Genomic DNA, 22486 nt, shown 5'->3' with positions numbered 1-22486 from the left:
CCCCGGCCGCGGCCTACAGTCCGGTGCATCCCACTCCTTCCACCCTCGCGGAGGCCGTGCCGTGCTGCGCACCCACATACGCATCCCCCTGTTCCTGATCGCGGCCGCGTCGCTGACCGCCTGCTCCACGGCGGCCGCCGACCCGCAGGCCGCCTCGCCGAAGGCGCCCGCCGACGGCACCCCCGCGAAGGTGACCGTGACGCCCCCGGCGGCCGGGCAGCCGGTCAGGGTGACGGCCGCCGGCGGCACCCTGGCGACGGTGAAGGTGGTCGACGAGGACGGCACCGAGCTCGCGGGCCGCACCGCCGCGGGCGGCACCTCCTGGGCCTCGGACCGCAAGGCCGCGCCCGGCACCACGTACACGGTGGAGGTGACCTCCCGCGGCGCCGGCGGCAAGGAGACGAAGGACCGGAAGTCCTTCTCGACCCCCGACGCGGACAAGGTCAACAAGCTGACGCTGGCCCCCGGCAAGAACACGACGGTGGGCATCGCGCACCCCCTGTCGATCGTCTTCGACCGCCCCGTCACCAACAAGGCGGACGTGGAGCGCCAGTTGAAGGTCACCACCTCCAACGGCACCGAGGGCTCGTGGGGCTGGCTCAAGGACTACTCGGGCAGGGACCGCGCGGACTGGCGGCCCCGCGCGTACTGGAAGCCCGGCACGAAGGTGACCCTGGACGCGACGCTGAACGGCACGGACTCGGGCGACGGCTGGTTCGTCCGCGACTACCGCACCGGCTTCACCGTCGCCTCCCAGGCCCAGGTGATCAAGGTCGACCTGGACCGCAAGAAGCTCTCCGTCGTCCGGGACGGGCGCACCGTCCGCACCATCCCGGTCTCCGGCGGCACCCCCGGCGGCGACAAGCGCTCCTGGCGGGGCACGGCCGTCCTGATGGCGAAGGAGGGCACGATCAACATGAACTCCGAGACGGTCGGCCTCGGCGACGCCTACGACAAGGACGTCGACTACTCGATGCGGCTGACCTGGTCCGGCATGTACGCCCACGCCGCCCCGTGGAACGCGCGCTGGTTCGGCAACGCCAACAAGAGCTCCGGCTGCATCGGCATGAGCGACGAGAACGCCGCCTCCTTCTACGCCTCCGTCCGGGTCGGCGACCCCTTCGAGATCACCGGCGAGGACACCAAGGGCGTCGTCGCCGAGGGCAACGGCTACGGCGCCTGGAACCTGGACTGGACCGCCTGGCAGGCGAAGAGCGCGCTGCGCGGCTGACCCCGGCCGGGTCACCCACAGGAGTGGCCGTACGGGATTCCCGCCTCCGGCCCGCGACGCGCTGGTTACGCTCGGCGGCACAGCGAGTCGACACGCCGTGCGCGTCCGGGCCGGAGGTTTCCGCCATGGTCAACATCGTCCAACTCGACCCCAGCGCCTCCCCCCTGGACTACTACGGCTGGGAGCTGCGCCGCTTACGCGAGGCGCACGGGCTGAGGCAGCAGCAGCTCGGGGACATCATCTTCTGCTCGGGCTCCCTGGTCGGGCAGGTCGAGTGCGCGAAGAAGATCCCCACCCGCGAGTTCTCCGAACGGCTGGACGCCGCACTGGGCACGGACGGGCTGTTCAGCCGGCTCATCGGGCTGGTGCTGCGGAGCCAGTTGCCGACGTGGTTCCAGCCGTTCGCGCAGATGGAGGCCATCGCGACGTACATCTCCACGTTCCAGACGCAGCTGGTGTACGGGCTGCTGCAGACCGAGGAGTACGCGCGGGCGGTGCTGGCCACCGGCATGCCGGACGACCTGGAGGGCCTGCTCGCGGCGCGGATGGAGCGCCAGCGCATCCTGGCCCGGGAGCGCCCGCCGCTCGCCTGGGCGGTGCTCGACGAGGCGGTGCTGCACCGGCCGATCGGCGGCCGCGAGGTGATGCGGCGGCAACTGGCGCATCTGCTGACGTTCGCCGACCACCGCTGGATGCGCATCCAGGTCCTGCCCTTCGAGGCGGGCGAACACGCCAGCCTCGAAGGGTCGTTCACCGCCCTCCGGTTCGACGACGACCCGGACATCGTCTACACGGAGGACCTGATCTCCGGCCACATGACCGCCAACCCTGACACCGTCAGGGAAGGTGCGCTCCGTTACTCTCACGTGCAGGCCACCGCCCTCTCCGTAGAGGATTCGGCGGCACTGATCACCCGCGTGATGGAGGAACGTTATGGAGACCCGTCCTGAACTGACCGGCGCGCGGTGGCGGAAGTCCTCGTACAGCGGAAACACCGGCGGCGAGTGCGTCGAGGTCGCCGACGGCTTCCCCGGCGCCGTCCCGGTCCGTGACAGCAAGGACCCCGCCGGCCCCGCCCTGATCGTCGGCGCCGCCGCCTGGCAGGCCTTCGTGGACGGCGTCCGCTAGAACGCCCGCCGCATCTCCCACAGCAGCACCTCCGCATCGCCGGTCGCGAGCAGGGCCAGGCCCTCCGCGCCGGTGACGCGGGCCGCGTCACCCTCCGCCAGTTCCTCGCCGTCGAGGCGGACCGTGCCGCGCGCCACGTGGACGTAGACGAAGTCCGCGTCCGGGACGGCCGCCCGCTCGCCCGCCTCCAGGCGCCGCACGTGCAGCATCGAGCCCGCCGCCGGGAGGGCGTACGGGGTGGCGTCGGCGATGCCGCGGACCACGTCGTACGCGGGGTCGCCGCCGGGGGCCAGCGGGGCCAGCCACATCTGGACGAAGACCAGCGGGTCCGGGCCGTCGTTGCGCTCCACGTGCCGGACGCCCTCGGCGGCGCTCAGGTGCTGGAGGTCGCCGGGGCGCACCACGGTCGCGTGGCCGGCCGAGTCGCGGTGGGTCAGCTCGCCCTCGACGACCCAGGTCACGATCTCGGTGTGACTGTGCGGGTGCTCGTCGAAACCGGCGCCCGGGGCGAGCCGCTCCTCGTTGACCGCGAGCAGCGCGCCGAAGCGGAGGTTGTCGGGGTCGTAGTAACGGCCGAAGGAAAGGGCGTGCCGGGTCTCGATCCCGGCCCCGGGCTCACCTCCGGGGTACCGCTCCCCGGCGCGCTGGATGCGTATCACGGGTTCACGGTAGCGGCGCCGGGCGGCTGGGCGGCCACGAAGCCGGCCGACGAGTGGTGGCTCTTCGTGGCGTGCGCACCGGAACGCGTCACCGTCCCTTCCGCGGCGCACGCCACCGTGCGACTCTCCGTGGCCCGGAACCGGCCGTAGGCGGCCAGCGGCTTCCGGCGCTGTCGGATCTCCACAGCCCCCGACGGGCCGGGCAGGTCGGCACGACGCGGCGAAGGCATCCGGATCGGCCGGCGGACCACGTCTGTGACCTGCGCTTTCGTTCCGTGGCGCCGGTCCGTGCCAGCCGACTCCCCGACATAGGGCAGTCTTGTCCCCGTGTCTGAACCCGTGAAGCCAGCTCACCCGCATGCCGCGACCCTGAAGCGCCTCGAACAGTCTTCGGGGCGGCTCGCCGCCGGCGCCATCGCCCGCATGGACGAGACGCTGCCGTGGTACCGGGCGATGCCGCCCGAGAACCGGTCGTGGATCGGTCTGGTCGCTCAGGCCGGCATCGCCGCGTTCACCGAGTGGTTCCGGCACCCGGAGACGCCGCAGGCGATCTCCACCGACGTGTTCGGCACCGCGCCGCGCGAGCTGACCCGGGCGATCACCCTGCGCCAGACCGTCGAGATGGTCCGGACGACCATCGAGGTCATGGAGTCGGCGATCGACGAGGTCGCCGCCCCCGGCGACGAGCGCGTGCTGCGCGAGGCGCTGCTGGTCTACGCGCGGGAGATCGCCTTCGCCACCGCCCAGGTGTACGCGCAGGCCGCCGAGGCCCGCGGCGCCTGGGACGCCCGGCTGGAGTCGCTGGTCGTGAACGCGGTGCTCTCGGGCGAGGCCGACGAGGGGGCCGTGTCCCGGGCCGCCGCCCTCGGCTGGAACTCGCCGGAGAACGTGTGCGTGATCCTGGGCACGGCGCCCGACGGGGACAGCGAGCTGACCGTGGAGGCGATCCGGCGGGCCGCCCGGCACGCCAAGCTCCAGGTCCTCACGGGTGTGCTCGGGGACCGGCTCGTGGTCATCGCGGGCGGCAACGACAATCCGCTGGCCGTGGCGAAGGCCCTGATCGGGCCGTACGCGCAGGGCCCCGTCGTCGCGGGCCCCGTCGTGCCCGACCTGCTGGCCGCCACCCGCTCCGCGCAGGCCGCCGCCGCCGGGCTCAAGGCCTGCTCGGCCTGGCAGGACGCCCCGCGCCCGGTGCTCGCGGACGATCTCCTGCCCGAGCGCGCCATCGCCTCCGACCCTTCGGCCCGTGAGCAGCTGGTGGAGGAGATCTACAGACCGCTGGAAGAAGCGGGCTCGGCGCTGCTCGAAACTCTGAGTGTCTACCTGGAGCAGGCCAGCAGCCTGGAAGGCGCGGCGCGGATGCTGTTCGTCCACCCGAACACCGTGCGCTACCGGCTTCGACGTGTGACCGACGTCACCGGCTGGTCACCCTCCGACGTCCGCTCCGCCTTCACCCTGCGGATCGCGCTCATCCTCGGGCGCTTGGCCGACGCGGAGACGCAGTCCTAGACTTTTGTCGAACACCAACAATTCGACCGACGGTTCTTCGTCCTTGTCCCCACGGGCGTCCGGGACCGTCCCCAAGAGAGAGTGTGAGGGTGCTCGTACTCGTCGCTCCCGGCCAAGGCGCCCAGACGCCCGGCTTCCTGACTCCCTGGCTCGAACTCCCCGGTGCCGCCGACCGCGTCGCGGCCTGGTCCGACGCCATCGGGCTCGACCTCGCCCACTACGGCACGAAGGCGGACGCGGACGAGATCCGCGACACCGCCGTGGCCCAGCCGCTGCTGGTGGCCGCCGGTCTGCTGTCCGCCGCCGCCCTCGGTGACGTCGCCCCCGACGCCGCCTTCGGTCTCGGCGCCGTGTCCCCCGGCGCCGTCGCCGGTCACAGCGTCGGCGAGTTCACCGCCGCCGCGTTCGCGGGCGTCCTCGACGCCACCGCGGCGCTGCGCCTCGTCCGCACCCGTGGTCTCGCGATGGCCGAGGCCGCCGCGATCACCCGGACCGGCATGTCGGCGCTGCTCGGCGGCGACCCCGAGGTGACCGTCCCGCACCTGGAGAAGCTGGGCCTGACCCCGGCCAACGTCAACGGCGCCGGCCAGATCGTCGCCGCCGGCACCCTGGAGCAGCTGGCCGCCCTGGCCGAGGACAAGCCCGAGGGCGTCCGCCGGGTGGTCCCGCTGCAGGTCGCCGGCGCGTTCCACACGCACCACATGGCCCCGGCCGTGGAGAAGCTGGCCGCCGCCGCCCAGGAGCTGTCCCCGGCCGACCCGGCCGTGCGCTACGTCTCCAACAAGGACGGCCAGGTCGTCACCGGCGGCGCCGAGGTCATCGCCCGCCTGGTCGGCCAGGTCGCCAACCCGGTCCGCTGGGACCTGTGCATGGAGACCTTCAAGGAGCTCGGTGTCACCGGCCTGGTCGAGGTGTGCCCCGGCGGCACCCTGACCGGCCTCGCCAAGCGCGCCCTGCCCGGTGTCCCCACCGTGGCCCTGAAGACCCCCGACGACCTCGACGCGGCCCGCACGCTCGTCGCCGAGACGGCCACGGCCTGACAAGGAGTGTCGAGAAGCATGGCGAAGATCAAGCCCAGCAAGGGCGCCCCGTACGCGCGCATCCTCGGTGTCGGCGGCTACCGCCCCACCCGTGTGGTGCCCAACGAGGTGATCCTGGAGAAGATCGACTCCTCCGACGAGTGGATCCGCTCGCGCTCCGGCATCGCCACCCGCCACTGGGCGTCGCCCGAGGAGACCGTCACCGCGATGTCGGTGGAGGCCTCCGGCAAGGCGATCGCCGACGCCGGGATCACCCCGGAGCAGATCGGCGCGGTCGTCGTCTCCACGGTCTCGCACTTCAAGCAGACCCCGGCGGTGGCCACCGAGATCGCCGACAAGATCGGCGCCGGCAAGCCGGCCGCCTTCGACATCTCCGCCGGCTGCGCGGGCTTCGGCTACGGCCTCACGCTCGCCAAGGGCATGGTCGTCGAGGGTTCGGCCGAGTACGTGCTGGTGATCGGCGTGGAGCGGCTGAGCGACCTGACGGACCTGGAGGACCGCGCGACGGCCTTCCTGTTCGGCGACGGCGCGGGCGCCGTGGTCGTCGGCCCCTCGGACGAGCCGCACATCGGCCCCACCGTGTGGGGTTCGGAGGGCGACAAGTCCGAGACGATCAAGCAGACCGTGCCGTGGAACGAGTTCCACGTCGGCGACGTGTCGAAGCTCCCCCTCAACGAGCAGGGCGACATCAAGTTCCCGGCCATCACGCAGGAGGGCCAGGCGGTCTTCCGCTGGGCCGTCTTCGAGATGGCGAAGGTCGCCCAGCAGGCGCTGGACGCCGCCGGCATCTCGGCGGACGACCTGGACGTCTTCATCCCGCACCAGGCGAACATGCGGATCATCGACTCGATGGTGAAGACCCTCAAGCTGCCGGAGCACGTCACGGTCGCCCGTGACGTGGAGACCACCGGCAACACCTCGGCCGCCTCGATCCCGCTCGCGATGGAGCGGCTCCTGGCGACCGGCAAGGCAAAGAGCGGCGACACGGCGCTCATCATCGGCTTCGGGGCGGGTCTCGTCTTCGCCGCGACGGTCGTTACTCTCCCCTAGGCACTCCGGATCATCCGGAAGCCCATTTCTTCAGAACACCACAAGGAGCGCCACCATGGCCTACACCCAGGACGAGATCGTCAAGGGCCTCGCCGAGATCGTCAACGAGATCGCCGGCATCCCGGCGGAGGACGTCGAGCTCGACAAGTCCTTCACCGACGACCTGGACGTCGACTCCCTGTCCATGGTCGAGGTCGTCGTGGCCGCCGAAGAGCGCTTCGACGTCAAGATCCCCGACGAGGACGTCAAGAACCTCAAGACGGTCGGCGACGCGACCGAGTACATCCTGAAGCACCAGGCCTGATCTCGGGCCTAGCTGACCCGGTTCGCCACCCAGCGGTGGCGCCGCTTTTCGACCATCACACACATGGAGAAAGAATTCCTGTGAGCTCGACCAATCGCACCGTGGTCGTCACCGGTATCGGCGCAACCACTCCGCTGGGTGGCGACTCCGCTTCCACCTGGGAGGGCCTCCTCGCCGGCCGCTCCGGCGTCAAGCCCCTGGAGGGCGAGCGCTTCGAGGAGCTGCCCGTACGGATCGCCGCGCGCGTCGCGGTGGAGCCGTCCGAGGTGCTGCCCCGCCCGCTGGCCCGCAAGCTGGACCGCTCGGCGCAGTTCGCGCTGATCGCGGCCCGCGAGGCGTGGGCCGACGCGGGCTACACCGCGCCCGCCGGCGAGGACGAGAAGATCGTGCCCGAGCGGCTCGGTTCCGTCATCGCCTCCGGCATCGGCGGTGTCACCACGCTGCTCGACCAGTACGACGTGCTGAAGGAGTCCGGCGTCCGCCGCGTCTCCCCGCACACCGTGCCGATGCTGATGCCCAACAGCCCCTCCGCCAACGTCGGCCTGGAGGTGAACGCCCGGGCGGGCGTCCACACCCCGGTCTCCGCGTGCGCGTCGGGTGCCGAGGCGATCGGCTACGCCGTCGAGATGATCCGCACCGGCCGTGCCGACGTGGTCGTCGCGGGCGGCACCGAGGCGGCGATCCACCCGCTGCCGATCGCGGCCTTCGCCAACATGATGGCGATGTCCAAGAACAACGACGAGCCCCAGCAGGCCTCGCGCCCCTACGACAAGGGCCGGGACGGCTTCGTCCTCGGCGAGGGCGCCGGCGTGGTCGTGCTGGAGTCCGAGGAGCACGCGAAGGCGCGCGGCGCGAAGATCTACTGCGAGGTGCTGGGCCAGGGCCTGTCGGCCGACAGCCACCACATCGCGCAGCCCGAGCCGACCGGCCGGGGCATCGCCGCGGCGCTGCAGAACCTCCTCGACGCGACGGACCTGAAGCCGTCCGAGGTCGTCCACCTCAACGCCCACGCCACGTCCACCCCGCAGGGCGACGTCGCCGAGATCAAGGCGCTGCGCAAGGTCCTGGGCGACGAGCTGGACCACGTGGCGGTCTCCGCGACCAAGTCGATGACCGGCCACCTCCTGGGCGGCGCGGGCGGCATCGAGACCGTCGCGACGGTCCTGGCCCTCCACCACCGGCTGGCCCCGCCGACCATCAACGTCACCGACCTCGACCCCGAGGTCGACGCCGACATCGTCCGCGACGAGCCGCGCGAGCTGCCCCAGGGCACGATCGCCGCGATCAACAACTCGTTCGGCTTCGGCGGCCACAACGTGGTGCTGGCGTTCCGTACGGTCTGACGCCTCCGGACGGAGTACGGCACAGCGCTCCGAAGCCCGCGAAGCGGTGCGAGGGGCGCACGGAGGAGGGGCCGACTCGTTCGGCTTCGGCGGCCACGATGTGGTGCCGGCGTTCCGTACGGTCCGATCCGTGCCGTGACGTTCCGTCATGCGTGAGGCCCACCCCCGACGGGGGTGGGCCTCCGTCGTTCCCGGGGGTCAGCGGATCGCGAACAGGCCCGGTTCGCCGTTCATCGTGATGTGGTTGACGACGACGTGGCCGCCGGGGACCGGGATGAGCTCGGGGTAGATCGACAGGGGCTGCTCCTCGGTCCTGGGGGTGCGTTCCCCGCGGACCCTTCCCGTGGCGGGGTCCAGCAGGAGCACCTGGAGCCGGCCGCGGACGAGCACGGCGACGGTGCCGTCGGGCTGGCGGGCCAGGGACTCGAACATGCCCGCGTCGGTCCTGTGCTGCCAGACCTTCCGGCCGTCCTTCAGGGAGTACGCGACCACCGACGTGGCCACGGACGAACTGCGCTCCACGCGGGTGACGAGCAGGTCCCCGAAGACCAGCGGGCGTTCGTCGTCGAAGGCGGTCACGGTCCCGTCCGCGCCCGTGAGGGGCACGGTGGCCTTGGGCGTGCCGGTGGCGTCGAATCCGAGCAGGGCGTGGGAGCCGCGCTTGTCGCGTTCGTCGAGGGCGATGACCGCGGGGGTCACCGACACGACCCGGGCCCGGACGGCGGACTCGACGGGCAGCGCGCGGTTCCACCGCTCCTTGCCGGTGGCCGTGTCCAGCGCGAGCAACCGCGCACCCTCGCCGCACTGTTCGACGAGGAGCGTGCGGTCCCCGTCCGCGTCCAGGGCCCGGACCTCGCACTCCCGGCCGAGGGCCCGCTGCCAGCGCTGCTCGCCGCTCTCGGCCGAGCGGCCCCGGACGGCGCGGTCCTCGACGGCGACGGTGGTGGTGTCCGCGACGGCGACCCCGCCCACACCGGCACCGCCGACGGGCTCGCGCCACAGGACCTCGCCCGTGGTGGTGTGGACGGCGAGGAGCGTCGCGCAGGGCTTCCCGTCGCGTCCGTACGCGATGAGCCCGATGTTCCGCCCGACGCGCGGGCTCATCGCGCAGACGGCCTCCCGCGCCGGCGCGGAAACGTTCCAGCGCGCCTTTCCGTCGCGGGCGCCGTACGCGTACAGCCCGTCGATCCGTCCGTCGACCACGACGTCGCCGAGCCCCCAGGCCCCGGGCCGCCGGTCCGCGCCGGCCACCGGCACCCGCCAGGCCAGGGCCGGCCGCGCGGGCGGCTTCGCCTGCGGCCGCCCCGCCTCGGCGGCCCCCTCCTCGCCGGCCGGCCACACGCCCCACGCCCCGGCCAGCAGGCCGAGGCAGACGCCGACGGCGAGGGCGGCGCGCCCGGCCGTGCCGAGCGCGGCCGGTTCCGGCTCGGCGGCGGCCGGCCGGTCGTGCTTGTTCAGGACGGCGGCCCGCACCCGGGACTCCTCCCCGGTGGGCCCCCAGGCCTTGGCGCCCTCGGGGACCGCGTCGCGGGGCTCCTCCTCCACGGCCGTCGGGGCGTGCCGGCCGAGGGCGTAGCCGAGCCCTCCCACCGCGAGCAGCCCCGCCCCGGCGAGCAGCCACCACCAGACGGTGACGCCCTCGGGCCAGGAGCCCTCGCACTCGTAGCTCATCTCGCCGAGGCCCCGGACGACGAAGCCGCCGAGCAGCACCGCCGCGGCGCCGAAGGCGGCCCCGGACAGCAGAACGGCGGCCGTCGAGGCCGCCGTACGTCCACGCATCGCTTACCCCCCACATCGCGGGACCCGCCCCTGCGGGTCCCGGCGGGGAATCTAGACCACCTGGTGCAGCCAGCGCACGGGAGCGCCCTCGCCCGCGTAGCGGAAGGGTTCCAGCTCGTCGTCCCAGGGCTTGCCGAGCAGCTTGGCGATCTCCGCCTCGAGCACCGTCTCGCCCTGGGCCGCGCGGGCCAGGGCGGCGCGCAGGCGGTCCTCGGGGACCAGGATGTCGCCGTGGATGCCGGTGACCGCGTGGAAGATGCCCAGCGCGGGGGTGGCGCTGTAGCGCTCGCCCTCGGCGGTGGGGCAGGGCTCCGCGGTGACCTCGAAGCGGAGCATCTGCCAGCCGCGCAGGGCGGAGGCGAGTTCGGAGGCGGTGCCGGTCCGCCCCTTCCAGGAGAGCTCGGCTCTCCAGGTGCCGGGGGACGCCGGCTGGCGGATCCAGTCGAGCTGGACCCTCGCACCGAGGACACCCGCGACCGCCCATTCGACGTGCGGGCAGAGCGCGCGCGGTGCGGAGTGTACGTACAGGACTCCACGTGTCGTCACCGGGACCTCCAGTGTGGGACGAGGTTCGCCTTGCCCAGCGGCCTCAGTAAACACATCAGGAGTAGATCTTCGCAAACCCCCAAAAAGGGGACAGCATGTGACGTGATGTAATTTACCGGACCCGATCGGCCGAGGCGCCTCTGGTTCGACGGGGGAAAAGCTACCGTGCCTCACCCACATCGGGGTGACGTACGGTCGCTCAGGGGCGGGTGGACACGAAGCTTTCACCCGCCAGGACGCCGAGGAGGGGCCCCGGGATGCGCGGGCGACGTCGATTCCGTACCACCGCCGCCGCGGTCGCGCTGCTGTGCGGCGCGGTGCTGCCGGGCTGCTCGGCGGACGGCCCGGGCGACGCGGCGGGCCCGGCGGCCACGGCGCCGAAGCCGAAGCCCAGCCCGAAGCCGACGCCCCTGTGGGACCCCTCCCCCGGCTCCGTGGCCGCCGTCGGCGACTCGATCACCCGCGCCTTCGACGCCTGCGCGGTCCTGGCGGACTGCCCCGAGGTGTCCTGGGCGACCGGCACGGACGCGGGCGTCAACAGCCTGGCCCTGCGGCTGCTCGGGCCGAAGGGCGTGGCGGGGCGGAGCTGGAACCTGGCGCGGACCGGGGCGCGGATGGCGGAGCTGCCGGAGCAGATGGCCGCGGCGGCGGCCGAACGCCCCGAGCTGGTCACGGTCATGATGGGCGCGAACGACGCCTGCCGGGCGCGGCCCGAGCTGATGACCCCGGTCGGGGAGTTCCGCGCCTCGTTCACGACGGCGCTCGCCCGACTGCGGGCCGGGGCGCCGAAGGCGCAGGTGTACGTGTCGAGCCTGCCGGACCTGAAGCGGCTGTGGGCGACCGGGCGGGTCAGCCCGATGGGCCGTCAGGTGTGGGGCCTGGGGGTGTGCGGGTCGATGCTGGCGGACCCGGAGGACCTGGGCCCGGCGGCCGAGGAGCGCAGGAACCGGGTGCGGGACCGGGTGGTGGCCTACAACCGGGTGCTCCAGGAGGTGTGCGCGAAGGACGTGCGCTGCCGCTACGACGGCGGGGCGGTCTTCGGCTTCCGCTTCGAGGACGGGCAGCTGAGCCCGTGGGACTGGTTCCACCCGAGCCGGGACGGCCAGGCGCGGCTGGCGGAGATCGCGTACCGGCGGATCAGCGCGGCGTAGTTCCCGGAGGGACGCGCGGGCCCCGGGGCGGGAGTCGGGTTCCGCCCCGGGGCCGGTCCGTGGGACCGCGGAGCTCAGAGCTCCAGGGTCGCGGTCAGGCGCGCGTCGGCCAGCGAGTGCGCGGCGAGCACCTGGTAGCCGCCGGTGACGAGGGTCCAGGCGTTCTTCTCCTCGTCCCAGATCTCGAAGGCGCGGCGGGGCAGTTCGACGGTCGCCTCGACGGTCTCGCCCGCGCCGGCCTCGACGCTCGCGAAGGCGGCCAGCCAGCGGGCCGGGCGCTCGACGGAATCGGTGACGGGCGCGAGGTAGATCTGGACGGTCTCGCGGCCGGGGCGCGCACCGGTGTTGGTGACGCGCACGGTGGCGCTGTCCGGGGTGACGACGAGGGAGTCGTAGGTCCAGGTGGTGTAGCCGAGGCCGTGGCCGAAGGCGTACGCGGGGTCGGCGCCGGCCTTGTCCCAGGCGCGGTACCCGATGAACACGCCCTCGTCGTAGTGGAGTTCGCCGTCGGTCGGGGTGACCTCGGTGACGGGCACGTCGGCGAGGGCGACGGGCCAGGTGGTGGGGAGCCGGCCGCCGGGCTCCTCGGCGCCGGTGAGGACGTCGGCGAGCGCGGCGCCGCCCTCCTGGCCGGGGAACCAGCTGAGCAGGACGGCGGCGACCTCCTCGCGCCAGGGCATCTCGACCGGGGAGCCGGCGTTGACGACGACCACGGTGTTCGGGTTGGCGGCGGCGACGGCCCGGACGAGGTCGTCCTGGCGTCCGGGCAGGGCGAGGTCCTTGCGGTCGAAGCCCTCGGACTCGACGCGCTCGGTGGTGGCGACGACCACGACGGCGGTGTCGGCGGCGCGGGCGGCCTCGACGGCTTCGGCGATCAGTTCGTCGGGGTCACGGCGCGGACCGAGGTGGACGAAGGAGAACATGACGGCCGGGAGCGGGGCCGCGAACTCCTTGTCCAGGGTGTGCAGCAGGGAGACCTCGACGGTCTCGCCGGCGGTGAGGGCGACCCGGCCGCGCTCGACGGGCGAGCCGAAGAACGCCTCGAAGGGGTCGGTCTCGGGGCCCATCGCCTGGACGCCTTCGAACAGCGTCTCGCCGGCGACGGCGAGCGCGAAGGCGCCGAGGCCGCGGGTGCCGAAGGAGTGCTCGCCGGTCTCGCGGGGCGTGAAGCTGCCGATGACCTCGATGGAGGCGAGGGCCTCGTGGGTGACGCCGGCCGGGAGGTCGTCGCCGATCCACTGGACCTGGCCGTTGGGGAGGGTGCCCTCGCCGAGGACGGTGCCGTCGGCGTCGCGGCAGACCGCGCGGAGGGTGAAGCCCTGGTCGGCGGGGGCGAGCTCCTCGCTGGGGTCGGCGCCGACGTGGAAGGTGAGCGCGCCCTCGGGCAGCGCGGCGGCGAGGCCGTCGAGCGGGGAGACGGTGTGGGCGGGGAAGACCTGGGCGGAGCCGCCGCCGAGGACGCGGGCGTCGCGGGCGGCGGCGCCGGAGAGGGCGACGCTGCCGGGCCGGAGCGGCAGGGCGCCGTCCTCGTTGCGGACGAGGACGAAGCCGCGGCGGGCGACCTCGCGGGCGAGGGCGTCGCCGTCGATCGCGGCGGGCGGCTCGGCGACGACCGGCGGGGCGCCTTCGAGGGCGCCGACGCGGGCGGCGAGCCGCAGCACGTTGCGGACGGCGGCGTCGACGGCGGACTCCTCGACGTCGCCGGTGCGGACGGCGGCGGCGAGCGCCGCGCCGTACACGGTGTGCGGGCCGGGCATGGCGACGTCCATGCCGCCCTCGATGTCGCCCTTGGTGTCGCGGGCGGCCATCCAGTCGGAGACGTTGTAGCCGTCGAAGCCCCATTCGCCGCGCAGGACCTCGTTGACGAGGTACCGGTGCTCGGTCATGGTCGTGCCGTTGACCCGGTTGTAGGCGGTCATGATGCCCCAGGGGTGGGCGTTCCTGACGATGGCCTCGAAGGGCGCGAGGTAGAGCTCGCGGAGCGGGCGCGGGGCGATCCTGCTGTCGACGGTGAAGCGGTCGGTCTCCGCGTCGTTGCCGACGTAGTGCTTGACGGTGGTGCCGACGCCGCCGTCCTGGACGCCCCGGACGTAGCCGGTGCCGATGGCGCCGGTGAGGTACGGGTCCTCGCTGTAGGCCTCGAAGTGCCGGCCGCCCAGCGGCGTGCGGTGCAGGTTGACGGTGGGGGCGAGGAGGACGTGGACGCCCTTGCGGCGGGCCTCCTGGGCGAGAAGCCGGCCGGCCCGGCGGGCGAGCTCCGGGTCCCAGGTGGCGGCGAGGGCGGTCGGCGAGGGCAGGGCGACGGACGGGTCGTCGGCGGTCCAGCGGACGCCGCGGACGCCGATCGGGCCGTCGGACATGACCAGGGAGGCCAGACCGATCTCGGGCAGGGCCGGCAGCGACCACATGTCCTGGCCGGCGAGCAGCCGGGCCTTGGTGTCCAGGTCGAGCTTGGCCAGGGCCGCCTCGACGGCCGCCTCGCGCACGGCGTCCGCGCTCGTGGGGCTCGTGGCGTCCGTCGGGTCCGTCGCGTTCGTCTCCGGCACGGCCGTACCTCCTCGTTGAAGTGCTGGTGCGGCCATGATGACTCGCCTACCTGTAGATCGGTAGGTTACGTTACGATTTAGTTATCAACGGCATGCCGTACGGTCCTCCTGACGAGGACCTTCGGAAGGGGGACGCGGGGATGGCGCGGGCCAGGAGCGAGGAGCGGCGGGCGGAGATCGTCCGCGCCGCCCTCGAGGTGATCGCCGAGCGCGGCTACCGGGGCGCCTCCCTCGGCGCGGTCGCCGAGCGGGTCGGGCTCACCCAGCAGGGGCTGCTGCACTACTTCCCGACCAAGGAGGCGCTGCTCGTCGCCGTCCTGGAGGAGCGCGACCGCTGGGACACCAGCGGCGGCCGGGACCGCGAGCGCTGGCGGCTGGACCTCATGGAGTCGCTGGTGGAGTACAACGCGATGCGCCCCGGCATCGTGCAGACCTTCTCCGCCCTGCTCGGCGAGAGCGTCACCGAGGACCACCCGGCGCGGGCCTTCTTCACCGAGCGCTACACCCAGGTGCGGGAGAACATGGCCGAGGTCCTGCGCGCCGAGTTCGGCGACGAGCTCCCCGGCGGCCTCACCCCGGAGCGGGTGGCGCCGCTGCTCACGGCGGTCATGGACGGGCTGCAGTACCAGTGGCTGCTGGACCCGGACGCGGTGGACATGGGGGCGTCCTTCCGGGACTTCCTGGCGCTGCTCAGGGAGGACTCGAAGCGATCGGCCTGAGGTCCCCACGGGGCGGCCCAACGGGCTTTACCGGACCGATGGTTGGCCGAGGACTCCGTAGCGGGAGCGACGGACGGGACGGGATACTTCCGCCGGCCCGTCACCGCCGTACGGAAGGACCTTCGTGCCCCCGATACGCAGCATGCTCGCCCTCGCCCTCACCGCCGCCTCGCTCGCCGTGGGGGCCCCGCCCGCCCACGCGGCGCAGGCGCCGGCCGTCACCGTGGAGGAGGCCAGACTCGACCGGGCCGCACCCCAGGAGATCCTGCGGCGCGGCGGATTCGACGGCCTGGCGCCGGAGTTCGCCGACGCGCTCGCGCACGCCCGCACGATCCGGCAGGCCGAGCGGACCGTCGTGCGGTACGGATCGGGGCTGTGGCGGCAGGCGGTCGACCGGGCGCAGGGGCGCGGACCGCTGCGCGGAGACCTCTCCCGGGACGACGACCGGCCGCTGTACTGGGCGCGGCTCGCGCTCACCCGCGAACTGCGCGGCTGGCAGCCCCGGTTCGGGGTCACCGAGGAGGGCCGGGCCCGGCTCCTGGACCGGCTGGAGCGCTCCTCCCGCGGCCAGGACTCGATCCGCTACCCGGCGGGCAGGGGCGTCAAGCGGATCCTGCTGACCGGCTTCGACCCCTTCACCCTCGACCGGGACGTGCGGATCAGCAACCCCTCCGGGGCCACCGCGCTCGCCCTGGACGGCACCTGGCTGCGCACCGCCGACGGCTCCCTCGCCCGGGTCGAGACGGCCGTCTTCCCGGTCCGCTGGGAGGACTTCGCGGACGGCACGGTCGAGCGGACGCTGCGCCCGCACCTGCCGGAGGTCGACCTGTTCACCACGGTGAGCCAGGGCCGCCCCGGCCGCTTCGACATCGAGCGCACCAACGGCGCCTGGCGCGGCGGCTTCCCGGACAACGAGAACCTGTCCAGGACCGGGACGGTGCCCGTGCCGCCCGACCCGGCGGACGGTCCCGCGGCGCAGCCCCAGTGGACGTCGACGACCCTCCCGTACGCGGCGATCACGGCGGCCGCCACCGGACGCTTCCCCGTGTACGACAACACCTCGGTGACCGAGCTCCCCGCCGGGACGGACACCCCCGTGGTCCGCCCCGCCGGGCCGACGCCGGGCTCGCTGGCCCGGGCGGGCGGCGGCGGGAACTACCTCTCCAACGAGATCGCCTACCGGGCCACCCTGCTGCGCGACCGGCTCGGCCTGACCCGGCTGCCCGGCGGCCATGTGCACACCCCGGTGCTCCAGTTCGGCGCCGACAACGCGGACCCGGCGACGGGCACGGTCACCGATCCGGAGTTCGTGCGCAACCGGCTGGACATCATCGCCCAGGTGCGGGCCGTCGTGGCGGTGGCCGCCGGCTCCTGATCAGCGGGCGAGCGCGGCCAGGTCCTCGCCCGCGAGGGCCGGGTCGCGGGTCAGGGCGGCGTGCACGGCCGCGAGGACGGGCAGCTCGGCCGCCCGGGTCGCCAGGTCCACGTCCTTCGCGGCGAGGGCGACCGGGAAGTGCGAGCCGGTCGCCGTGGCCCGGCCGACGGCGCCCGCGAGGGGGCCCGCGGCGAGGGTGCGCAGGGCGAGTTCGCGGGGCAGGCCCAGCGCGTCGGCGAGGGTCAGCGACTCGGCGACCAGGGCGACCCCGCCGATGGCCGCGTTGATGAGCACCAGCTTGAGGGCGGCCCCGGTACCCGGGCCGCCGCAGGCCGTGACGGAGCCGAGCAGCTCCAGGACCTCCGCGACGGGCCCGGTGTCGCCGCCCGCGAGGACGAGCAGCTCGCCCGTCGCGGCCCGGTCGACGCTGCCCATGACCGGCGCGTCGATCAGGGTGACGCCCTCGGGCAGCCGCGCGGCGAGGGCGCGCACGGTGTCGGGGCCGACGGTCGAGGTGTCGATCCAGTGCGTGCCGGGGCGCAGGGCCGGGATCATCGCGTCGGCGACGGCGAGCGCGGCGGCCGGGTCGGCCAGCATGGTGACGACGACGTCGGCGTCCGCCACCGCCTCGGCGGGCCCGGTGGCGCGCACGGCCCCGGCGGCGACGAGCCCGTCGGCCTTGGCGGCGGTGCGGTTCCAGACGGTCAGCGGGTGACCGGCGTCGAGGAGGCGGCGGGCCATGGGCAGGCCCATGGAGCCGAGGCCGAGGAAGGCGATCCCGCGGCGGGCGGCGGGCGTGCCGTGCGGGGTGTCCGTACCGTGCGTGGTGTCCGTGGTGTTCATGGCCTCGACGCTAGGCGGGCCCATCCCATGCGACAAGCGAATGTCTAGCATGGCTGCCATGCCCTCTCCTCATGGCTTGTACGAGATCTTCCTCGCCGTCGCCGAGCACGGCTCCTTCACCGCAGCCGCCCGCGCCCTCGGCTACACCCAGTCCGCCGTCTCCCGCCAGATCCAGGCCCTGGAGGACGAGACGGGCGCCGCCCTCTTCGAGCGGCTGCCGCGCGGGGTGCGGCTCAGCGAGGCAGGCCGGGTGCTGCTGCCGCACGCGGAGGCGGTCCGGGACCGGCTGGCCGTCGCCCGCACCGAACTCGCGGCGCTGCGCACCCTGGACGGCGGGCTGCTGCGGCTCGGCGCCTTCTCCAGCGCGGGCGCCGCCCTGGTCCCCCGGGCGCAGGCGGTGTTCCGGGTGCGGCACCCGGGGGTCGTGGTGACCCGGGTCGAGGGGCCCTCGGTCAAGCACCTGGCGCTGGTCGCGGCCGGAGAGGAGGACCTGGCGGTGGTCAGCCCGGCCGCCGGCGGGGCGGCGCCCGAGGGGGTGACGCTCCACCACCTCTTGGACGAACCGATGCTGGTGGCGCTGGCCGCCGGGCATCCGTGCGCGGGCCGGCGGGCGGTCCGGCTCGCGGAGCTGGTCGACGAGGAGTGGATCGTCGGCAACGAGCGCCTGGAGGACACGCTGTTCCGGCCCGCCGTCGCCGCCGGGCTCCGGCCCCGCACGGGCCTGATCGCCCACGACTGGATCGCGAAGCTGGGCGCGGTCGCGGCGGGCCTCGGCATCACCCTTGTACCGGCGCTGGCGGCGGCCTCGGTGCGGCGTGACGTGGCGCTGGTGACGATCCATCCGGACGACGTACCGCAGCGGCGGATCTGCGCGGCGACCCCCGCGGTCCCGACGGCGGCGGCGAGCGCCTTCCTGGCGCTGCTGCGTGCGACGGCGGCGGAACCGGCGGCCGAGTGGGCGGCGGAGCGGGCGGCGGAGCCGGCGCCCGCCGAGCACGACGGTTAACACCCTCAACCGCCTGTTGCTCCTTACCGAGGGAGGCGGGATGATGGCGGCCATGATCGTCGCAGCCACCCAGTTCGCCCCGGTCGCCGGGGACATCGCCGCCAACGTCCGTACCGCCGCCGGACTCGTCCGGGCCGCGGGGGCCGAGGGGGCCAGGGTCGTCGTCTTCGCCGAGCTGGCCCTCACCGGCTACGAGCCGAGCCTGATCCGGGACACCCCGGGCCTGGTGCTCACCGAGGACGACCCGCGCCTCGACCCGCTGCGGGAGGCCTGCCGGGAGGCGTCGGCCGCGGCCGTCGTCAACGGGCCCGTGCGCACCGACTCGGGGCGCCCGGCCATCACCACGCTGGTGATCGGCCCGGACGGCTCCCTGCTGACCCGCTACGACAAGCGGCACCTGTACGGGATCGAGGCGGAGGTCTTCGCGCCCGGCACCGCCGACGGGCGCTTCGCGCTGGACGGCGTCCGGTTCGCGACCGCCACCTGCTACGACAACCGCTTCCCGGAGCTGGCCGAGCGGGCGGCCGCCGACGGCTGCGCGGTCTACCTGGCGAGTTCGGTGCTCGACGCGGCCAACGACTCGTTCGAGAAGGTCTATCCGGTGCGGGCCCGGGACTTCGGCCTGCACGTGGTCCTGGGCAACGTGCTCGGCGCCAACGAGGACGGCGTCGGCGCCGGACGCGCCGGGGCCTGGGCCCCGGACGGGCGCCGGATCGCCGACGCGGGCGGCGAGGAGCCGGGGTACGCGCTGGCGGAGGTGCCGGACGCCCGGTGACGGGGAGGTACCGGGCGTCCGGAGACGGGAAGGTCCGGACGTCGGGGAAGACGTCCGGGACCCGGTGAACGGAAAGACCGGACGGCCGGTGATCGTGGTCACCGGCCGTCCGGCGCGGGGCACCGCCGCGGAACCCCCGGTCCGTGACGGCGCCCCGTCCCCTTACGGGGCGCTCAGGCCCAGCGTGTACGCGCCGGAGCCGCTGTAGGCGTGGACCACATAGCGGTAGTAGCCCGCGGTGCCGTTGTAGGTGACGTCCTCATCGGCGCTCTCCGTGCCGCCGACCGCGACGTCCGCCCAGGCCGACCCGTTCCACTTCTGCAGGTACAGGTCGAAGTCGGCACCGGCCGGGCCGCGCAGGCAGCCCACGTGGGTGCCGGAGGTGGCCGAGTAGTAGTACGAGCCGTTCGGCTGGGCCTGGGCCTGGCCGGCGGCGAGGGTGCCCTGGTACGTGTACTCGGCGTTGTCGCAGCCGGTGGGCGGCGTGGTGCTGCCGACCGACAGCTGGTAGGTCACCGTGTGGGTGACCGAGCCGGTGCCGGTGACGGTGATCGGGTAGGTGCCGTTGGCGGTGCCGGCCGCGGCCTGCACGGTCATCGTCGAGGAGCCGCCCGAGGTCACCGAGGACGGGCTGAAGGAGACGGTGACCCCGCTCGGGGCGCCGCTCGCGGAGAGCTGCACGGACTGCGCGCTGCCGCCGGTGGTGCTGGTGTTCACCGTGGCGGTGACCGAGGCGCCCGGCTGGACCGAGCCGGAGGCCGGGTTCAGGGCCAGCGAGAAGTCCGGGGTGGTGGTGCCGCCACAGTCGGTCTCACCGGACTGGGCGGGGACGCCGATCGCGTTCCAGGCCGCCTTCACCGCGTTGCACTCGGCGCTGCCGTAGGTGTTCTTGGCGGTGGAGAGGGTCGCCTTGCGGGCGGCGAGGTGGTTCCAGGAGGAGGTCTTCATGAGCAGGGCGCCCATGAAGATCTTGCCGGCCTTCTGGATGCCGATGCCGGTCACCGAGGAGGGGCCGCCGGAACAGATGGGGCTGGAGGGCTTGCCGCCGCCCGGGTTGGAGCCCTCGGCGAGCAGGTAGAACCAGTGGTTCTGCGGGCCGGCCGCCGCGTGCACCTCGGTGCCCGAGTTCAACTGGGGGTAGCAGTTGGGGTCGTTGTTGGCGAGTGAGGGGTTGTACATGTAGCGGATCGGCTTGTTGTCGCCGAGGAAGTTCAGCTTCTCGCCGACCGTGTAGTCGGGGGTGTCGTTCGGGTTGTTGGCGAAGTGCTCGGTGAGAGCGCCGAATATGTCCCCGGTGGACTCGTTCATCCCGCCGTTCTCGTTGGACGAGCCGGAGCCGCCCGGAGTCCGGTCGAAGATCTCGTGGCCGTACTCGTGGGCCACCACGTCGATGCCGGTGAGCTGCATCGTGCCGTTCTGGTTGCGGCCGTACGTGGTCTTCGTGCCGTCGTAGTAGGCGTTGACCTCGGTCAGACCGGCGCGGGCCGGGACCATGCCGCCCTGCCCGTTCTGGCCGTTGTAGCCGAACCACTGCTTGACCATGTCGTGCTCGCGCTGGGCCGCGTACATGATGTCGACGCAGGCGGTCACCAGGTCGTTGGCGGTGCCGTTGCCCCAGGGCGAGGAGCCGGTGTAGGCGCTGCCGTTCTGGCCGCCGCACTTGAAGCCGGAGCGGTTCGGGTCGGTCATCGAGCTCGCGGCGGTGTCGATGGTGACGTTGCCGTTGTGGTAGCCGCGCCCGTCGGCGTGCAGGATCTTGTCCGTGGCGCGGGCGACGGCGCCGGTGCGGGCGTCGACGTAGGTGTCGAGCGAGCTCGGCCGGTCCTTGGCGGTGCGGCCGACGACCAGGGTGTGCCAGGTGAGGACCGGCTTGTTCCCCTTGAGGAGGACGGTCAGCTCGGGGGTGCTCGCGCTCTCGACCGAGGCGAGCTGGCCGCGGGCGGTGGCGAGCGCGGCGGCGGAGCTCACGGTGGCCTTGGTGGAGAGCCGGATGGCCGGGGCGGGCGCGGAGGTGACGTCACGGACCTTGCCGGCGCTGTCGGAGAGGACGACGGCGTCGCCGCCGGCCACCGGGATCCCCTTGTAGGTGCGCTGGTACGTGGCGTAGTACAGGCCACCGGACCAGGGGGTGACGGCGGTACGGACGAGTTCCTCGTCCACGCCGTGGCGCAGTCCGTCGAGCCCGCTGTCGGCGGCCTTGTCGGCGGCGGCCAGCGCGAGGGACTTGCCGTGCCCGGGCGGTACGGGCTGCGGCGCCGGGGTCACGGCGGTGGCGGTGCCCGCGAGGGTGCCCGCGAGGCTCGCCGTCAGCGCGAGCGCCGCTACGGCCGCCGAGATTCTGCTGGGGTGCACGTCTGCTCCGATCAGTGTGGGGGGAGACGGTGGGACGCCCGAGTATGTGCGTGGACATGGCAAGTCCGGGACATCACAGCGGTCATAAGACGCGCGTTATGGATCCGACCCCGCCGAACCCTGCCGTCCGCCCGCATCCACTGCGTACGCTGCTGAAATGCAGCTGGAGTTGAGGCATCTCGAAGCCGTCTGCCGGATAGCGGAAGCGGGCAGTCTGGGGCGCGCGGCGGTCCGCCTCGGCGTCTCGCAGCCCGCGCTCTCCGCGCAGCTGCGGCGCATCGAACGGGCCGCGGGCGGCGAGCTGTTCGTCCGCGGGCGGCACGGGGTGGACCCCACCCCGCTGGGCGAGTTCGTGCTGTCCAAGGCACGCCGGGTGCTCGGCGAGATGGACGCGCTCGCGGCCGGCGCCCGGGCCGCCGAGCCGCATCCGACCCTGCGGCTCGGGTGCATCCTGCTGGTCCTGGTGGACGGCCTGCTCGGGCGCCTCGACCGGGAGATGGAGGGGCAGGAGATCGCGGTCAGCATCGAGCACTCGGTGACGACGCTCAGCCGGATGCTCGGCGCCGGGCAGTACGACGCCATCGTGTACGGGGAGTGCAACGACCACGAGGTGCCGCTCCCCGAGGGCACGGCGGCCCGCACGCTGATCCCGAAGGAACCGTTCTGCGTGCGGATGTCCGCCTCCCACCCGCTGGCCTCACGGGAGCGGGTGGAGCTCGCGGACCTGGCGGGCGAGACCTGGATGACGATGGTGGAGGACGACGACGGCGGCCCGGAGGCGCTGGTCGGGGCCTGCCAGAAGGCCGGCTTCACCCCGACGCTGCGCTACCGGATCGCCGACCGCAAGATGCACTACGACCTGATCGCGGCCGGCCGCGCGATCTCCGTGAGCCAGCCGACGGCACCGCCCGCCGAGGGCACCGTGCTGCGCCCGCTGGCCGGCGACCCGATCACGGGCCGCATCCGGCTCGCCTGGAACCGGGCGGCGGTCTCCGAGCGCCGGGCCGGGCTCCTGTACCGCGCGGCGGGCCTCGCGTATCTGGCGAACGTCCCCAACAACGCCTTCCTCCAGGCCTGGTGGGAGGCGCGCCCGGAGCTGCACCCGGTGCTGGACTGAGGGGAGCCGGCGG

20 protein-coding genes are annotated in these 22486 nt (G+C 73.6%); 14 read left to right on the top strand and 6 right to left on the bottom strand.

What is annotated here, in order from left to right:
• The first annotated feature begins 61 nt into the window (after positions 1–61).
• From ABD981_RS27350 to ABD981_RS27340, 3 genes are all read left to right on the top strand, one after another.
• The gene (locus ABD981_RS27350; protein ID WP_046906290.1) at positions 62–1231 is read left to right on the top strand and encodes a L,D-transpeptidase family protein; all 1170 of its coding nucleotides are present in this window, start codon (positions 62–64) and stop codon (positions 1229–1231) included.
• A gap of 125 nt (positions 1232–1356) precedes the next feature.
• Positions 1357–2181, top strand: coding sequence for a helix-turn-helix domain-containing protein (locus ABD981_RS27345; RefSeq protein WP_046906289.1), 825 nt, complete (start codon positions 1357–1359; stop codon positions 2179–2181).
• Positions 2165–2359 (top strand): DUF397 domain-containing protein, encoded by a 195-nt coding sequence (locus ABD981_RS27340; protein WP_046906288.1) that lies wholly within the window; start codon positions 2165–2167, stop codon positions 2357–2359. Before ABD981_RS27345 ends, ABD981_RS27340 begins: the two co-directional genes overlap by 17 nt.
• Here ABD981_RS27340 and ABD981_RS27335 read toward each other — a convergent pair.
• Positions 2356–3018: a pirin family protein gene (locus ABD981_RS27335; protein WP_165590899.1), complete on the bottom strand. Its 663-nt coding sequence runs from the start codon at positions 3016–3018 to the stop codon at positions 2356–2358. The two genes, ABD981_RS27340 and ABD981_RS27335, sit on opposite strands and share 4 nt — an antisense overlap.
• Before the next feature lie 327 nt (positions 3019–3345).
• Between ABD981_RS27335 and fasR the strand changes: the two genes are divergently transcribed.
• The 5 genes from fasR (at position 3346) to fabF (ending at position 8264) form a co-directional block, all read left to right on the top strand.
• Entirely contained in the window at positions 3346–4527 is a 1182-nt protein-coding gene (gene fasR / locus ABD981_RS27330; protein WP_046906286.1) for a fatty acid biosynthesis transcriptional regulator FasR, read from the top strand.
• A gap of 89 nt (positions 4528–4616) precedes the next feature.
• A complete protein-coding gene (locus tag ABD981_RS27325; protein WP_046906285.1) occupies positions 4617–5567 on the top strand; it encodes an ACP S-malonyltransferase in 951 nt (316 codons plus the stop codon).
• Between the two features lie 18 nt (positions 5568–5585).
• A complete protein-coding gene (locus tag ABD981_RS27320; protein ID WP_046906284.1) occupies positions 5586–6617 on the top strand; it encodes a ketoacyl-ACP synthase III in 1032 nt (343 codons plus the stop codon).
• A 55-nt stretch (positions 6618–6672) separates the two neighbouring features.
• Positions 6673–6921 (top strand): acyl carrier protein, encoded by a 249-nt coding sequence (locus ABD981_RS27315; protein WP_046906283.1) that lies wholly within the window; start codon positions 6673–6675, stop codon positions 6919–6921.
• Positions 6922–7001: 80 nt separating this feature from the next.
• On the top strand, positions 7002–8264 hold the full coding sequence (fabF, locus tag ABD981_RS27310; protein WP_046906282.1) for a beta-ketoacyl-ACP synthase II: 1263 nt from the start codon (positions 7002–7004) through the stop codon (positions 8262–8264).
• A 198-nt stretch (positions 8265–8462) separates the two neighbouring features.
• On the opposite strand, the gene ABD981_RS27305 is transcribed toward fabF, so the two are convergent.
• Both ABD981_RS27305 and ABD981_RS27300 read right to left on the bottom strand, forming a co-directional pair.
• Complete coding sequence (locus ABD981_RS27305; protein WP_345530392.1) at positions 8463–10043, bottom strand: outer membrane protein assembly factor BamB family protein; 1581 nt, start codon at positions 10041–10043, stop codon at positions 8463–8465.
• Between the two features lie 51 nt (positions 10044–10094).
• Positions 10095–10589: a DUF3145 domain-containing protein gene (locus ABD981_RS27300; RefSeq protein ID WP_046911612.1), complete on the bottom strand. Its 495-nt coding sequence runs from the start codon at positions 10587–10589 to the stop codon at positions 10095–10097.
• Positions 10590–10846: 257 nt separating this feature from the next.
• Between ABD981_RS27300 and ABD981_RS27295 the strand changes: the two genes are divergently transcribed.
• Positions 10847–11740 (top strand): SGNH/GDSL hydrolase family protein, encoded by an 894-nt coding sequence (locus ABD981_RS27295; RefSeq protein WP_046911611.1) that lies wholly within the window; start codon positions 10847–10849, stop codon positions 11738–11740.
• Positions 11741–11814: 74 nt separating this feature from the next.
• Here ABD981_RS27295 and ABD981_RS27290 read toward each other — a convergent pair whose 3' ends face one another.
• Entirely contained in the window at positions 11815–14286 is a 2472-nt protein-coding gene (locus tag ABD981_RS27290; protein ID WP_046911610.1) for a beta-glucosidase family protein, read from the bottom strand.
• Positions 14287–14426: 140 nt separating this feature from the next.
• On the opposite strand from ABD981_RS27290, the gene ABD981_RS27285 reads away from it, so the two are divergent.
• Both ABD981_RS27285 and ABD981_RS27280 read left to right on the top strand, forming a co-directional pair.
• Positions 14427–15005, top strand: a complete 579-nt coding sequence (locus ABD981_RS27285; RefSeq protein ID WP_046911609.1) for a TetR/AcrR family transcriptional regulator — start codon at positions 14427–14429, stop codon at positions 15003–15005.
• A gap of 142 nt (positions 15006–15147) precedes the next feature.
• On the top strand, positions 15148–16380 hold the full coding sequence (locus ABD981_RS27280; RefSeq protein WP_046911608.1) for a pyroglutamyl-peptidase I: 1233 nt from the start codon (positions 15148–15150) through the stop codon (positions 16378–16380).
• Here ABD981_RS27280 and ABD981_RS27275 read toward each other — a convergent pair whose 3' ends face one another.
• Positions 16381–17223, bottom strand: a complete 843-nt coding sequence (locus ABD981_RS27275; RefSeq protein WP_123955159.1) for an NAD(P)-dependent oxidoreductase — start codon at positions 17221–17223, stop codon at positions 16381–16383.
• A gap of 49 nt (positions 17224–17272) precedes the next feature.
• Between ABD981_RS27275 and ABD981_RS27270 the strand changes: the two genes are divergently transcribed.
• Positions 17273–18229: a LysR family transcriptional regulator gene (locus tag ABD981_RS27270; protein ID WP_046911607.1), complete on the top strand. Its 957-nt coding sequence runs from the start codon at positions 17273–17275 to the stop codon at positions 18227–18229.
• A 52-nt stretch (positions 18230–18281) separates the two neighbouring features.
• The gene (locus ABD981_RS27265) at positions 18282–19004 is read left to right on the top strand and encodes a carbon-nitrogen hydrolase family protein (protein ID WP_046911618.1); all 723 of its coding nucleotides are present in this window, start codon (positions 18282–18284) and stop codon (positions 19002–19004) included.
• A 162-nt stretch (positions 19005–19166) separates the two neighbouring features.
• Here the strand turns inward: ABD981_RS27265 and ABD981_RS27260 are convergent, their stop codons facing one another.
• Entirely contained in the window at positions 19167–21356 is a 2190-nt protein-coding gene (locus ABD981_RS27260; protein ID WP_240495466.1) for a M4 family metallopeptidase, read from the bottom strand.
• A 157-nt stretch (positions 21357–21513) separates the two neighbouring features.
• Between ABD981_RS27260 and ABD981_RS27255 the strand changes: the two genes are divergently transcribed.
• Positions 21514–22473 (top strand): LysR family transcriptional regulator, encoded by a 960-nt coding sequence (locus ABD981_RS27255; protein WP_046911606.1) that lies wholly within the window; start codon positions 21514–21516, stop codon positions 22471–22473.
• The last annotated feature ends 13 nt before the right edge of the window (positions 22474–22486 follow it).

It is taken from the genome of Streptomyces showdoensis, assembly GCF_039535475.1.
GTDB classification, from domain to species: domain Bacteria; phylum Actinomycetota; class Actinomycetes; order Streptomycetales; family Streptomycetaceae; genus Streptomyces; species Streptomyces showdoensis.
This window is presented reverse-complemented; position numbering and strand designations above follow the sequence as displayed.